This window comes from Sphingomonas sp. SKA58, from assembly GCF_000153545.1.
In the GTDB taxonomy this organism is placed as follows: domain Bacteria; phylum Pseudomonadota; class Alphaproteobacteria; order Sphingomonadales; family Sphingomonadaceae; genus Sphingobium; species Sphingobium soli.
The window spans coordinates 490,946-504,255 of record NZ_CH959307.1 but is presented as its reverse complement, the minus strand read 5'-3'; the positions used below and the strand labels follow the sequence as shown (position 1 = coordinate 504,255).

Below are 13,310 nucleotides of genomic sequence, written 5' to 3'. Positions count from 1 at the left end.
CAGATTCACGCAAAGCGCGCCTGATCACGCGGCCATCTGCGATCAGATGCTGGTGGCACGCGCATTGTCACGGATTTCCAGGCCTTCTCATGGAAAAAGAAGGCTACTGCATTAATCATCGGTTCGATAAGCGCGATGCCGCCCGCCAAGGCGAGGGACCCGGTCATGACATAAGCGACGGTGAAGCCGACGGTCAGATGGATCGTCAAATACGTGGCAGTCTTGATGAGGTCGAGCGACATGGGTATCTCCTGAGCGGACCTGCAAATAAGAACCATTCGCAAACTTTGCTAATGGCATTTTTTGCTGGTTCTGATCGGCTCTGACGATCACTGTCGCGGGGCAGGAGGTATGGCATGGCAGGACGGATCAGGACAGGGATTGGCGGATGGGTCTATGAGCCGTGGCGCGGCAGCTTCTATCCGCCGGGCCTGCGTCAGAAGGATGAACTGGCTTATGTCGGCGAGCATCTGACCGCCACCGAGGTGAACGCGACCTATTACAGCAGCCAGAAGCCCGCGACCTTTGCCAACTGGGCCAAGGCGGTGCCCGATGGGTTTCAGTTTGCGGTGAAAGCCTCGCGTTACTGCACGAACCGCAAGATCCTGGCCGAGGCAGGCGAATCGATCGCGAAATTTACCGGGCAGGGGATAGCAGAACTGGGCGACAGGCTGGGGCCGATCCTGTGGCAATTCATGCCCACCAAACGGTTCGATCCCGATGATTTTAGCGCATTCCTGAAATTGCTGCCTGATGCTGTGGATGGCGTGCGGCTTCGGCATGCGCTGGAGGTACGGCATGAGAGTTTCGATGATCCAGCCTTTCTCGACATGGCGAAGGCGGCCGGGGCAGCGGTGGTGCTGGCGGATCATGAGGACTATCCCGCAATCGCCGGCCATGACGCCGGCTTTGCGTATCTGCGGCTGATGCAGTCGAGGGCGGACGAGCCAACCGGCTATGCCCCTGCCGATATCGATCGATGGGCCAGACGTGCAGAAAGGCTGGCCGAAACCGGCGATGTCTATGGCTTTTTCATCAGTGGCGCGAAGGAGCGCAACCCGGCCGCCGCACAGGCGATGATCGCGGCGCTCGCCTGACCGACACCATTGCGTTTGTTGCAATCGGAAAGTCAGGCTTTGCGATTGTTACAATGATATGACGGGCCTAATTGCTCCCTACACATGCAGGGACCACCGTCCTTCGCAACAATGGAGTCAATAATGCGTCAGATCTTTCAAGGAGCCGTCCTCGCTGCTGCCGTTGGCGTGCAGATGGTGACATTTTATTCGGTACTTTATGCCTGACAGCGGCGTTGCCGCATCGGCATTTGGGCTCGCCCAGAACCGAAAAAGGCCGCTATCCGATTAATCGGGGCGGCCTTTTTAGTATTTGATCGGTTTCCAGAACTGTGGGCGTCACCCTTCTGCCAGCCATCCGGCCAGCAGATAGGCGGCGACGCCAATCGGTCCCAATGCGCACAGCGTCAATAGCACCAGGGCGACGCGGATGAGCGTGACGTCGATGCCCGTGCGATTGGAAAGCCCAGCGCAAACGCCCATGATCTTGCCATGGCGGCGGTCGAGGGTGAAATTGCTGTTCATGACGTTGGCCTTCTGTTGTCTCAAGTTTGGGGATAGCGGGTGCGGAGATCAGGCGATCGGCGCGACCGGAACCGCTGCGCCGACGAACAGGCTGGCGACGACAACGGCGCCGAAGAAGGCGACGGCGGCGTTCTGGATCTTGGCAATGAACATGATAATAACTCCCTGCTTGGCTGGCCGGATCATCCGGCCTTGATGTCGAACTCATTTGCAGAGGGCGTGCCAATTTCAGTTATGAACGCAAAACCGCCATTTCCGTCGCTGCCATGCGTTGGTTTCGTTGGAAAAGTGGCTGGCCATTGGCGATTTATGCAAAGACTTGGTAAATTTCGCGACCATATGCCGTGACTGCTGCATTTCTGTTCGTCTACGGCACGCTGCGCTCAGATCATGCGGGACCGGTGGCGGATCGCCTGCGTCGTGAGGGGAGGTTGATCGGCCCCGCTACGACCGCCGGCGTCTTGTACCGGATCAGTGACTACTATCCCGGTCTGGTGCCGGGGGGAAATGCCAAGGTCGTTGGCGACCTCTACGCGCTCGGCGATCCTCAATCCACGCTTGCGTGGCTGGACGACTATGAAGAATGCAGCCCCGCTTTTCCCCGGCCCTGGGAATATCGCCGCGCCTTGATCCCGGCTGCCGGGCCCCAGGCGCAGGTCGATGCATGGACCTATATCTATGCGCGCGACGTCACATCCTTGGAACGAATCGAGGGCGGCGATTTCCTGACCCCTCGATAACCGGCCCGGAACCGCCTGTCCCGCCTGCGCTTTCCCCTGGCATCAGGTTGGTTCAAGGAGTTGCCTGCATGGACGGAGCCGCAATCGCGGGATTTTGGGGACTGGTCGGCGGATCGGCATTGCTGATCGGTGCGGCGATCGCCTATTTCGCACGCCTGCCGCAAAGGCTGATCGCTGCGATCATGGCCGCAGGGTCAGGCGTACTGATTTCCGCGGTCGCCTTTGACTTAATGGATGAAGCCTATCGGCGCGGCGGGTTCGATTCGACCGCGATCGGTTTTTTCGGCGGTGCACTGGTCTACACGGGCGCGAACATCCTGGTATCGCGCGCGGGCGCAAAGCATCGCAAACGGTCCGGCTCGAACCCGAAGCAGAGCCAGGCGACAGCGCAGGAAGGATCGGGCCTGTCGATTGCCGTGGGGGCTTTGCTCGATGGTATTCCCGAATCGGTGGTAATCGGCGTCAGCTTGCTGGAAGGGTCAGGCGTCAGCCTGGTGACGGTGGCGGCGGTGTTCCTGTCCAATGTGCCCGAAGGTCTGTCGAGTGCGGCGGGCATGAAGAAAGCAGGCCGCAGCGCAATCTATATCTTTGGCGTGTGGGGCGCGATCGCGATGGCGTCAGGGCTGGCGGCGGCGCTTGGCTATGCCGTCATGGCAGGCGCCAGCCCGGACATCATCGCTGCGACCACGGCCGTCGCAGCCGGCGCGATCCTGGCAATGCTGGTCGATACGATGATCCCGGAAGCGACCGAAGAGGCGCATGAATTTTCCGGGCTTATCGCCGTCGCAGGATTTTTGCTGGCCTTCATCCTCAGCAAGCTGGAGGGATGAACGCCAGCAGTCGCCTTATTTGGCCTGCATGGACCGGACGGCGTCCAGCGTGCTCTTCACATGATTGGCATAGTTCATTTCGCTGTGAACGAACGCGATCCGCCCTGAAGGAGCAATGACGTAGGAGGTCCGGTCGGTCATGCCCGGCCGCATCTTGAGGCCAACATCATAGCCGGAAATGATGGTCGATCCGGCCGATGCGACCGGGAACTTGCCCGCGCATTCCTTGGTCGAAAAGGACACAAGATCGTCGACCGGATCGGCCGACATGCCGATGACAGTGGCGCCCGCCGCCTTGAACTTGTCGATATTCTCGGCGAATTCGCGCGCTTCGGCCGAGCAGCCGGGGGTGAAGGCCTTGGGGAAGAAATAGAGCACTACCGGCCCACGCTTGAGCTGATGCGATAGGGTCAGCGTAAAGGTCTTGCCGGCGAGCGCGCCGCGGGTCGTGAAGTCCGGCGCTTTCGCACCCACTGCAAGCGCCGCCATGGCGTTTCCAGCAGGGAGCAAAGCGGCTGTGGCAGCGAGCATCAGGGACAGGCGCTTCATCGACATATTCCTCGTTCAATTTGGGCTCGGTTTCAGGGACGCGGTTCCCGCAGCAGGACGACAGGTCTTGGGATCGTGCACGCAGCCAAACCGGCCGTCCGCAGCGTCATCGCATCGCGCTTTGGTGATGGTCGCGATTTGGGCCGAGCGCAAGCTGTCCGGGTGAGAAACGAGATCGGCCACGCAAAAATTCCGCAAGAATGCCCGTCGGGCGGGACATGGTTGCTAATCTGCCGGAATGGAAGGCAGGTAACGGGCCTGCTTCCCGCCAACTGTTCCCGCCGACTGGCGCGGGAACAAGGCGCAGGCGATCCGGGTTATTTTGTCCATGCGCGTGACATCGCTCCCCCTGCCCGTCGTCCTGATGCCGATTATCCTTCTGGGCGCCTGTGGGCAGCAGAATGGCAATGAGGCCGGGCAACCGGGGGTCATGACCAATATCATGGACCAGGCCCTGCCCGACACGGATGAGCCCGCCCCGCCCGCCAACGCGATCGTCCCCGTCGAGCCAGCCCCCACCATCGAAACGCCTGAACCGACCGCGTCATCGGCGGGGCCGATCCCCGCCAGCGTTCAGGGGCGCTGGGCGGGCACGCAGGCCCGCTGCGGCGACCGGTCGGATGCGATGGAACTGACGGTCGAGCCGGACCAGCTTATTTTCCATGAAAGCGTTGGCGTCGTGCAGTCGGTCAACCAGCAGGCCGATGGCAGGCTTCAGGTGCAGGCCGCCTTTACAGGTGAGGGCGAAAGCTGGACGCGCACCCTTAGTTTCAGGCCATCGGCCGATGGCGCGCGGCTCACCATCGTCACTGATGGGACGGCAGTGACGCGCAAGCGCTGCTGACGAAGCGCGCTTCCTTCCTACTCCAGTCCTCGCTACAGCGACGCGATGATCGGCCGCCTGACCCTGAGCGACTTTCGCAATCATGCGGACGCGCTGATCCTGCCCGATCACGCCTTCGTGCTGCTGACCGGCGACAATGGCGCGGGCAAGACCAACATATTGGAAGCCGTGTCGATGTTGGCGCCTGGCCGGGGCCTGCGCGGCGCGGCGTTGGGCGCGATGGCGCGGCAGGAGGGGGCGGGGGGCTTTGGCATCGCTGCGGAAGTCGATGGGGTCGTGCTGGGCACTGGCGTCGCGGCAAGCGCGCCGGAACGCCGGCAGGTGCGGATCGGCGGCGTCGGGTCGTCCGCCAATGCGCTGGCCGATCATCTCGCGATCACATGGCTGACACCGGCAATGGACCGGCTGTTCCTGGACAGTCCGGGCGGAAGGCGGCGCTTTCTCGACCGGCTGACACTTGCGCTGCATCCAGGCCATGCCGCGCATAGCGCGCGCTACGACGCGGCAATGCGCGCGCGCAACCGGTTGCTCGGCGATTTGCGCACGGCCGATCCGGCCTGGCTATCCGCGTTGGAGGCGCAGATGGACGACCATGGTCTGGTCCTGAGCGCGGCGCGGGCGGACCTTGTCGCGCGCCTCAATGATATATTGGCGCGGCAGCCGGACGCACCCTTTGCGCGGCCGATGATCGCCATTGAGGAGGCGGAGCCGCAAGGAGAGGAGCCGCTGGCGATGCGCCTGGCGCGACAGCGGCGCCGCGACGCAGCCGCCGGGCGCAGCCTGTCCGGGCCGCATCGCCACGACCTGGCCGTGACGCATGTGGCCAAGGGGCAGGCGGCGGCGTTGTGTTCGACTGGGGAGCAAAAAGCGCTGCTCCTGTCGATTCTGCTCGCCCATGCCGCTTTGGTCGCCGACGAACGCGGACAGCCCCCGGTGCTGTTGCTTGACGAAGTGGCGGCGCATCTCGATCCGCTCCGTCGCGCGGCGCTGTTCGACCGGCTGGCGGAAACCGGTGGGCAGATATGGATGACGGGCACGGAGCCAAGCCTGTTCAGCGACTTGACGGCCGCAACGCGACTGACCGTAACAGCCGGTCATGTCTTTCGTTCCACAACATAACGCATCGACAAAACGATTCGTCGCCAGCGACTTTTCAAGCCCGGCGGCGTCTGCCCTAAAGCGGCCATCGGGGTTCAAGCCTAAGCAAAAAGTCGGGGTCGCAATCACATGTTGGCTGGTTTTCGCGCGTTTTTCGCGGCGTCTATTCTTGCGCTTTCGACATTGGCTTCCGTCCCTGCCGCTGCTGGCACGCTGCAATGCGCGCCCTTCGCCCGCCAGGTTTCCGGTATCGACATTCATGGCAACGCCAATACCTGGTGGGGCCAGGCCGAAGGCCGCTACGCGCGTGGGCACGAACCGCGCGTCGGCGCCGTGCTGGCCTTTTCTTCCAGCCGTTCGATGCCGGTCGGCCATGTCGCAATGGTCAGCAAAGTGGTCGGGGATCGCGAAGTGTTGCTGACCCATGCCAACTGGTCTTATCGCGGTGGCATCGAACGCGATGTGCGCGCCATCGACGTGTCGCCCAATAATGACTGGACCGACGTGCGCGTCTGGTATGGCCCGATCGGCGGCCTTGGCACGCGCTCCAACCCGGCGCGCGGCTTCATCTACGCTCAAGCGCCTGAGACGATCGACCAGCCGGTGCAGATCGCGTCGGCTGATACGACCGGTGGCGCGGCGGTCCGCTCTGCTTTCTGAGCCTTTAACCTTTTGCCAACCGACGTGCGCATAGGGTCGATCCCGGTGGGGCGATTCTAGACGTTTCGGGATCGCAAATGATTCGAAAGATGGTCTGGACAGCCGCGCTGTTGCTGTCCGGGATGACGGGCGCGCAAGCATGGGGCGCGTCGGTGCTGCAATGCGTGCCCTATGCGCGCACGGTATCGGGCGTCGATCTTTATGGCGATGCGCTCAACTGGTGGGATCAGGCCGATGGCCGGTTCAAGCGCGGGCATGCGCCTAAAAAGGGCGCGGTACTGGCGTTCCGGGCGTTCGGCCCAATGGCGCTGGGGCATGTCGCGGTGGTAAGCCGCGTGCTGGACGATCGCCGAATCCTCATTCGCCATGCCAACTGGTCCGTGCCCGGCGCGATCGAGGAGGATGTGCTGGCGATCGACGTTTCGGACCAAGGGGACTGGAGTCAGGTGCGGGTATGGCACAGCCCGACCGGGCAAATGGGCGCGCGCACCAATCCGACCTTCGGTTTCATCTATCCGTCCAAGGCCAAGCTGCACGATTTCACGCCTGATCCTGCATTGGGCGCAAGCATCCGCTTCGCCAGGGTGGACGCCGATCGCTGGGATCGCGAAGGAGCCCCTGTCCGCGCGGTCCGGACTGCGCAGGCTATAGTCGAAGCCAAGGCGGAACGGCGCGGTCGTGCGCCACATCTGCGCACCGATCCGGCGATCCTGCAATTTGCTGACAATGCGCCGGTAGAGCGGAGTCTGAGCGCCATCATCGCGGACGTGAAGCGTGAGACGATGCTGAACTGATCGCAAAAAGGGGCGCCTGATCGCGGCGCCCCTTTGCCCTTATTCGCCGTCCGATGCCTTTTCGTCGGCAGCGCCCTCGGCCGGATTTTCGAACCAGGCCTCGACCTCGCCATTCAGCTTGATCGTCAGCGGATTACCGTGACGATCGCGGGTCTTGCCGGCGGCGACGCGGATCCAGCCTTCCGACACGCAATATTCCTCGACATCTTTGCGCTCACGGCCCTTGAAGCGGATGCCGATGCCGCGCTGGAGCACATCCATGTCGAAATGGGGGCTCTTGGGATTGGTGGACAGATGATCGGGGGGCGTATCGCTCATGATGGAAATCCTTGCAAAGTTGCGCAGCGCCTAGCGCCTGGCCTGCGCGCTCGTCAACCGCCCGCCGGCGCGTCCACATTGCAGAAGATGCGGCGGATGACGCCCTGATCCAGCCAGGCGACAAAACGACGGCTGGCGTCGGCGACATTCTCGATCGGATAGGCGACGGGCCGTTCGTCGATCAGCCGACTGGCGACAGCGAGCCGGACGACTGCATCGGGGGCTGTCGTCAATATCCGGCCGCGCCGATCGGTGGCGGCGCTGTTGACGCCGATGACATGGCCATCTTCGGACAGGACAGGGCCGCCGCTGATGCCCGAAAGCGTGCCATCGCCAGCGGGCAGGCGAGTGCGTTCGGCCCAGGCGAGGATCGGCTGCGCGGTTTCGCTAAGGCCGCGCCGGGCGCTGGCCGATCCGATCAGTTCAGATACGACCAGGGTAGGTTCGCCGGCCGGAAAGCCCATATGATAGCCCGGAGTCCCCGGCTGCGGCACATGATCGGACAGGGGGAGTGCGTCGGGGCTGGTGAGATTGGCCTGCACTACGGCCGCATCGCCCTCCCGGCTTTCCAGCACGCGAGCGACGGGCCGGGCGAAGCGGCCATCCTCCAGTCCGACGCGGGTGCAGCCATGGGTAACATGCTCGGCGGTCAACCACGCGCCATCCCGATCGACCGCAAAGGCGGTGCCCATGGAATCGGCGGGTCCGCCAGGGCGATCCTCGATCACAAACTGTTCGTCGCCCCATTGCGGCATGGGTCGGCGCGGGCTGCGCGGATCGAATTGCTCGACTTGGAGCGGCGGGATGACGGCTTGCTGCGCGCCCCAGGCTACGATCAGAAGCACCGCACCCAGAGCGAAGGGCAGGCAGCCACAACCCTGCTTGCCCGCCATACGCTCTTAGCCCGCCACCGCAGCAGCGGTCAGACAGGCCACCGCCGCCTTCATCATCGCCAGGAAGATCGCCGCCGACCGCTCATTCGCCTCGATCCGAGCGGATAAGGTGCCGATGAGAAAGTCGACGAGTCGAAAGGCGATCAGTTGCAGAACCAGCGTCACACTGCCCCAGATTATTACGTCCCAGACATTGACCGATCCGGCCAGGCAGAAACCCAGTGGCACGGCAAGGCCAATCGCCGCGCCGCCTAATGAAATGGCAGCCGATTCATTGCCGGCGCGGATCAGCGCGAATTCGTCATGCGGCGTGATCCACAGATATAAAGCAAGCGCGGCCAGCCACACCAGGGTCGCGCTGCCCAGATGCAGCAACAGGATCGGCAGGCCCGCTAGCAGGCTCTGGATGACGGGCATGGGATCGCTCATGCCCCAGCCATGCCGCAACCTGCCCGTTCGATCAACCGGGCAGGGCGCGGCGCAGCCTTATCGGATCAGCGACAGATGCGCACCCTTACGTCGCGGTGCCGCCAGCGATCATAACGCCATTGCGTCCAGCAGCGCGGGCGATAGCGATAATGGGACCGATAATATCCGCCATGGCGCCGCCAGTCACGGCGGTTGCCGCGCCAATGCCGACGGTCGCTCCAACGCCGATTATCCCAGCGATGATCGCGCCCGTCGCGCCAGCCTGCATTGTGATATTGTGCCTGCGCGGGCGTTGCAGCCGCACCCACGCCAGCGACGGCAAGGCTGAATGCTGCGGCCGCTTTCCAGATCAGGGTCATATAGTCTCTCCTCTCTCCGGTCGCCTGTCGGGGCGAGCCATGAGAGGCACATTGGCGAACGCCAACTGAACCGAGCGGGAATAATGCTGTCAGCGAAGGTTCAGCGTCCGCGCAGGGCGCTTTCGGCCTCCTGCATATAATCGCGCGTGATCGGCAGCGCACGGCGGTCGCGGACATATTGGACCTGATAATTGACCATGCCGCCATGTTCGAACACGGTCGCCGCGCCGGCCAGATAGAAAGTCCACAGGCGAAAGAAGCGTTCGTCATACAGTGCGACGATGTCCGCCTTGTGCGCCATGGTGCGCTTGTACCATTCGCGGATGGTAAGGCCGTAATGCATCCGCAGCACCTCCACATCCGTCACCATCAGCCGGGTGCCTTCGCTGCCCTGGATCATTTCCGACAAGGCGGGGATATAGCCGCCGGGGAAGATATATTTCTGCGTGAATGCATCAGTGATGCCGGGTCCATCGACCCGCCCGATCGTGTGGATCAGCATGACGCCGTCGGGCGCGAGCAACTCCCGGCATTTGTTATAAAAGGTGCGGAAATGCGCGGTGCCGACATGCTCGAACATGCCGACTGACACGATGCGGTCGAACGGGCCGGTCATGTCGCGATAGTCGATCAATTCGAAGCGGACATGATCGGCGACGCCCGCATTCTGCGCTCGCTGACGCGCGACCTTGAGCTGCTCCTCCGACAGGGTGATGCCCGTCACGTCCACGCCGCAGGTGCGATGCAGATAGAGCGCCATGCCGCCCCAGCCGCAACCGATGTCGAGCACTTTCATCCCGGGTTTGAGGTGCAGCTTTGCAGCGATATGCGCCTTCTTGTCCTCCTGCGCCTGTTCCAGGCTGATCCCGGTTTCGTTGTCGGCATCGGGAAAATAGGCGCAGCTATATTGCCGGTCGCGGTCGAGAAACAGCGCGTAGAGCGCGCCGGACAGGTCATAATGATGGGCGACATTCGCCTTTGACCGCGATTTATGATTGGCGCGCCACAGTTTTTGCCGCACGGTCTTAAAGCTGCGGCTGATCCGGCTTTTCGCGTCGATCGATCGCCCGGCTTCCCATGGGTTATTGGCGCGGATCATGGATATGAACTCCATGATGCCGCCGCCTTCTATCCCGACACGGCCGTCGATCCAGGCTTCCGCCATGCCCAGGCGCGGATCTTTGACGATGTCGAAGGGGACACGGCTATCGTGAAAGCGCAGGGCCAGGTTGGGGAATTCCGGGTCGGCACGCCCCGCAGTGAAGCTGCCGCCCTTGGCATAATGAACCGTCAGTTGCCCACGCGTGACCAACCGTTTGAGAACGCGCTCGAATATCTTCATATTGTTCCATGTGTCATGTCGTTACGCAGGCGTCAAATACCGGCATACCAGTCATAGCCGGCATAGTCTTCCCAGAAGCCGCCCTTGCCGTGGCCGATGTTCGCGATGCTGTCCACCGCTTCGATCCGCATCAGATATTTTGCCTGCTTATAGCCCAGTTGCCGCTCCACCCGCAGGCGCAAAGGCGCACCATTGGCGACCGAAAGCGGCCGGTCGTTGAGCGCGAAGGCAAGGATGGTCTGCGGATGAAAAGCGTCGATGAGGTCGATGCTTTCATAATAGGATCGGCCGCCCCCCATATCGTCGGCGCAGTGAAAGACGATATAGCGCGCATCCTGCCGCAATCCGGCCGCATCGAGGATCGTGCGCAGCGGCACGCCGCGCCATTTGCCGATCGCGCTCCACCCTTCCACGCAATCGTGGCGGGTAATTTGTTCGCGGTGGGGCAGGGTGCGCAGTTGCGACAGTGAAAGCGATAGCGGTCGGGCGACCTTCCCATCGACGCGCAATCGCCAGTCGGCAAAGCCCGTGCGCCAGATCGCCTTGTATTCGGGCGTGTTCGGATTGGCGGTGCCATTGGCGCGAAAGACGGGCGAAATCTGGTCGGGGCGAAATTCCTGCGCCAGGGCATCGCGCGCCATCAAGCTGCGCTGTGCCCATTTGTGGAAACTCTCGGCGGAAAAGAGGGCATTTCGGACAGTCTCGTTCCGGGCGAGGCGATCGCAGCCCGTCAGCGCGGCGGTCGCACCCAGCAGCAGCGCGCGGCGGGCGATGATCATGGGCGTTCCTCCGGCACCTTGTAGCGCCCGGTGATCATGGATCGCACTTCGTTCACCGGCCCGGCCAGGAGGACCATCAGGATATGGACCAGAAAGAAGGCGACCAGCGCGAAGGCGGCGATGAAATGGATTGAGCGCGCCGATTGCCGCCCGCCGAACAGGTCCGCCAGCCAGGGCAAGGCGGCATTCATGCCTGGCGACATGGTTAGGCCGGTCAGGATGACAAGCGGCAGCGCCACGAAAATCACGCCGATATAGCTCGCTTTTTGCAGGACATTGTAGCGCAGCGCCGCCGTTCCCGTCGGGAAGCGCAGACGAGCATGATCCTTGATGTCCTGCCAGATATGGCGGGGCGCCAGTTCGTGGCGGCGAAAGGCAAGGTCGCGGCCGACATGCCTGTTGGTCAGGCTCCAGAGCATATAGGCGAGCAGCGCAAAGGCAAAAATCGGCGCGGCGGTCAGATGCCAATGGCGTGATAGCGCCAGATTATAGGTGGCCGGCAATGTCCACCAGCTGCCGAATCGGTCCAGCTCCAGCCAGGCCGGATCGAAATTCGCGCCATAAGCCCCCCAATAGAGGCGCGGGTGAGCATTGAAGATGCCAAGGCCGCTGGTGAACAGGATGTAGAGCAGCAGCGCGTTTAGCCAGTGCCACAGGCGGGTGGACAGGCGGTGGCGCTTGACGATTGGGTCGGCGCTGTCTGGCATCATATTCATGGCGGTCATTCTAGCGCACTTTCATGACAGGTCGACAGGGGTCGCACAGGGTTGGGTCCGGAAGGATGTCACCGTTTTGCAACACAGGGCCTGAAATTGATTGAAATAAATTCAGACCCTCTTTGCAACTGATTTCTGCGATCCTAGATGGGCGGTGCGCGATGATGATGCACAACGCGCTCCATTCTCTCTTTAGATGGAGAGAATAGAAGCAGGAGTGACCATAGGTAAAATGCCATGATCTCTTTGCATCGAACCTGAACGCCGGATGAATATCTAAGTCGCGGCGCTAAGAACAAAAACGAGGACTTTATGAAGACTGTGATTTTCGCAGCGATTGCTGCTGCCACCGCTGTTTCTGCGCCTGCTTTCGCTCAGGACGCTGCGCCCTTCACTGGGCCGCGCGCCGGCGTCACCATGGGTTATGACAAGATCGGCGGCGAAGATGGCTTCGCCTATGGCGTGACCGCCGGCTATGATCTGGCGCTTGCCCCCCGCATCGTCGGCGGCGTGGAGGTCAGCCTGGGCGACACCACGGTCGACGACAGCGGCCTTGACGTCAGCCGTGACATCGCCGCGTCGCTGCGCGCCGGCTATGTCGTGACCCCGCGCGTCCTCGCCTTCGGCAAGGTCGGCTATGCCTCGACCCGCTTCGAATTCGATGGCGACGGCGCAGGCCTGGAAGGCGTGCGCTATGGCGGCGGCCTGGAGTTCGCCGCGACGCCGAACACCTATATCTCGGCCGAATATCAGCGCACCGAATATGAACAGAATGTCGGTGGCCGCGACGCCGCCATGGTCGGGGTGGGCTTCCGCTTCTGATCCACGTCGTTCTGATCGCTCTCTCACGATCAGATCAAGCGAAGGGCGGTCCCCAAGGGGGCCGCCCTTTTTCGTCAGTGATTCAGGCGGGCAGGGGCTTGATGTCCGGTTCCAGCCAGTCGCGCCGCGCCGCCGGCGTCATCAAAGCGCTGCGCGACCAATAGGCGAACAGCCAATCCTTGTCGCTTAGCGGCGACGCCTTGAGCGCGGCAAAAGCCACCGAAGGGGCGACATCGTCAGGCAGATTCGCCAGCAGCCGCCGCGCCAGGCGCAAGGATGCCTGCGTGATCGTCTCATGATAGCCGCTATTGTCATCGTTCACCCCGCCAACGCTTTCATTATAGCGTCGGATCATGGCGGCCATGTCGCGTTCGGGCCGCAGGTCCGGTCGTTTCAGCATGAGCCAGAGCGCGGTCGCGAAATGCGCGTCATGCGTCCAATCGGCCTTGGGCAAGGTGCGGGCGATGAAGGCGTCCGCGATTGCCCTTATGTCCTCGTCCGTCATCCTCATCCCTCCTAAACTGAAAAACCCCGCC

At 62.5% G+C, this 13,310-nt stretch carries 19 protein-coding genes; 8 read left to right on the top strand and 11 right to left on the bottom strand.

The window, feature by feature from the left end:
• Window positions 1-5: 5 nt before the first annotated feature.
• Window positions 6-242: a DUF2061 domain-containing protein gene (locus SKA58_RS11765; RefSeq protein WP_009822660.1), complete on the bottom strand. Its 237-nt coding sequence runs from the start codon at window positions 240-242 to the stop codon at window positions 6-8.
• A gap of 114 nt (window positions 243-356) precedes the next feature.
• Here SKA58_RS11765 and SKA58_RS11760 point away from each other — a divergent pair, with 114 nt between their 5' ends.
• Window positions 357-1,097 (top strand): DUF72 domain-containing protein, encoded by a 741-nt coding sequence (locus tag SKA58_RS11760; RefSeq protein ID WP_009822659.1) that lies wholly within the window; start codon window positions 357-359, stop codon window positions 1,095-1,097.
• A 318-nt stretch (window positions 1,098-1,415) separates the two neighbouring features.
• On the opposite strand, the gene SKA58_RS11755 is transcribed toward SKA58_RS11760, so the two are convergent.
• Entirely contained in the window at window positions 1,416-1,601 is a 186-nt protein-coding gene (locus SKA58_RS11755; protein ID WP_009822658.1) for a PspC domain-containing protein, read from the bottom strand.
• Between the two features lie 344 nt (window positions 1,602-1,945).
• On the opposite strand from SKA58_RS11755, the gene SKA58_RS11750 reads away from it, so the two are divergent.
• Both SKA58_RS11750 and SKA58_RS11745 read left to right on the top strand, forming a co-directional pair.
• Window positions 1,946-2,341 carry a gamma-glutamylcyclotransferase family protein gene (locus SKA58_RS11750; RefSeq protein WP_009822656.1) on the top strand — a complete coding sequence of 132 codons (396 nt, stop codon included), beginning with the start codon at window positions 1,946-1,948 and terminating at the stop codon, window positions 2,339-2,341.
• A 68-nt stretch (window positions 2,342-2,409) separates the two neighbouring features.
• The gene (locus SKA58_RS11745) at window positions 2,410-3,171 is read left to right on the top strand and encodes a ZIP family metal transporter (RefSeq protein ID WP_009822655.1); all 762 of its coding nucleotides are present in this window, start codon (window positions 2,410-2,412) and stop codon (window positions 3,169-3,171) included.
• 15 nt (window positions 3,172-3,186) lie between these two features.
• Here the strand turns inward: SKA58_RS11745 and SKA58_RS11740 are convergent, their stop codons facing one another.
• Window positions 3,187-3,720, bottom strand: coding sequence for a peroxiredoxin (locus SKA58_RS11740; RefSeq protein WP_037543514.1), 534 nt, complete (start codon window positions 3,718-3,720; stop codon window positions 3,187-3,189).
• Between the two features lie 364 nt (window positions 3,721-4,084).
• Between SKA58_RS11740 and SKA58_RS11735 the strand changes: the two genes are divergently transcribed.
• From SKA58_RS11735 to SKA58_RS11720, 4 genes are all read left to right on the top strand, one after another.
• Complete coding sequence (locus tag SKA58_RS11735; RefSeq protein ID WP_232209416.1) at window positions 4,085-4,564, top strand: hypothetical protein; 480 nt, start codon at window positions 4,085-4,087, stop codon at window positions 4,562-4,564.
• A 45-nt stretch (window positions 4,565-4,609) separates the two neighbouring features.
• On the top strand, window positions 4,610-5,683 hold the full coding sequence (gene recF, locus SKA58_RS11730) for a DNA replication/repair protein RecF (RefSeq protein ID WP_009822651.1): 1,074 nt from the start codon (window positions 4,610-4,612) through the stop codon (window positions 5,681-5,683).
• A gap of 108 nt (window positions 5,684-5,791) precedes the next feature.
• Window positions 5,792-6,322, top strand: coding sequence for a CHAP domain-containing protein (locus SKA58_RS11725; RefSeq protein ID WP_009822650.1), 531 nt, complete (start codon window positions 5,792-5,794; stop codon window positions 6,320-6,322).
• 77 nt (window positions 6,323-6,399) lie between these two features.
• A complete protein-coding gene (locus SKA58_RS11720; RefSeq protein ID WP_009822649.1) occupies window positions 6,400-7,116 on the top strand; it encodes a CHAP domain-containing protein in 717 nt (238 codons plus the stop codon).
• 39 nt (window positions 7,117-7,155) lie between these two features.
• On the opposite strand, the gene SKA58_RS11715 is transcribed toward SKA58_RS11720, so the two are convergent.
• The 7 genes from SKA58_RS11715 to SKA58_RS11685 form a co-directional block, all read right to left on the bottom strand.
• Entirely contained in the window at window positions 7,156-7,434 is a 279-nt protein-coding gene (locus tag SKA58_RS11715) for a DUF3297 family protein (protein ID WP_009822648.1), read from the bottom strand.
• Between the two features lie 53 nt (window positions 7,435-7,487).
• Window positions 7,488-8,327, bottom strand: coding sequence for a S1 family peptidase (locus SKA58_RS11710; protein ID WP_009822647.1), 840 nt, complete (start codon window positions 8,325-8,327; stop codon window positions 7,488-7,490).
• A 6-nt stretch (window positions 8,328-8,333) separates the two neighbouring features.
• Window positions 8,334-8,756 (bottom strand): DUF350 domain-containing protein, encoded by a 423-nt coding sequence (locus SKA58_RS11705; RefSeq protein WP_009822646.1) that lies wholly within the window; start codon window positions 8,754-8,756, stop codon window positions 8,334-8,336.
• 65 nt (window positions 8,757-8,821) lie between these two features.
• Window positions 8,822-9,115: a hypothetical protein gene (locus tag SKA58_RS11700; RefSeq protein WP_083784892.1), complete on the bottom strand. Its 294-nt coding sequence runs from the start codon at window positions 9,113-9,115 to the stop codon at window positions 8,822-8,824.
• 100 nt (window positions 9,116-9,215) lie between these two features.
• Window positions 9,216-10,457: an SAM-dependent methyltransferase gene (locus SKA58_RS11695; protein WP_009822644.1), complete on the bottom strand. Its 1,242-nt coding sequence runs from the start codon at window positions 10,455-10,457 to the stop codon at window positions 9,216-9,218.
• Between the two features lie 32 nt (window positions 10,458-10,489).
• Window positions 10,490-11,236, bottom strand: coding sequence for a molybdopterin-binding protein (locus SKA58_RS11690; RefSeq protein ID WP_009822643.1), 747 nt, complete (start codon window positions 11,234-11,236; stop codon window positions 10,490-10,492).
• The gene (locus tag SKA58_RS11685) at window positions 11,233-11,961 is read right to left on the bottom strand and encodes a cytochrome b/b6 domain-containing protein (RefSeq protein ID WP_009822642.1); all 729 of its coding nucleotides are present in this window, start codon (window positions 11,959-11,961) and stop codon (window positions 11,233-11,235) included. The genes SKA58_RS11690 and SKA58_RS11685 overlap by 4 nt, the downstream gene beginning before the upstream one ends.
• A 303-nt stretch (window positions 11,962-12,264) precedes the next feature.
• Here SKA58_RS11685 and SKA58_RS11680 point away from each other — a divergent pair, with 303 nt between their 5' ends.
• Complete coding sequence (locus SKA58_RS11680; RefSeq protein WP_009822641.1) at window positions 12,265-12,774, top strand: outer membrane protein; 510 nt, start codon at window positions 12,265-12,267, stop codon at window positions 12,772-12,774.
• A gap of 82 nt (window positions 12,775-12,856) precedes the next feature.
• Here SKA58_RS11680 and SKA58_RS11675 read toward each other — a convergent pair whose 3' ends face one another.
• A complete protein-coding gene (locus tag SKA58_RS11675) occupies window positions 12,857-13,279 on the bottom strand; it encodes a hypothetical protein (RefSeq protein ID WP_009822640.1) in 423 nt (140 codons plus the stop codon).
• Between the last annotated feature and the right edge of the window lie 31 nt (window positions 13,280-13,310).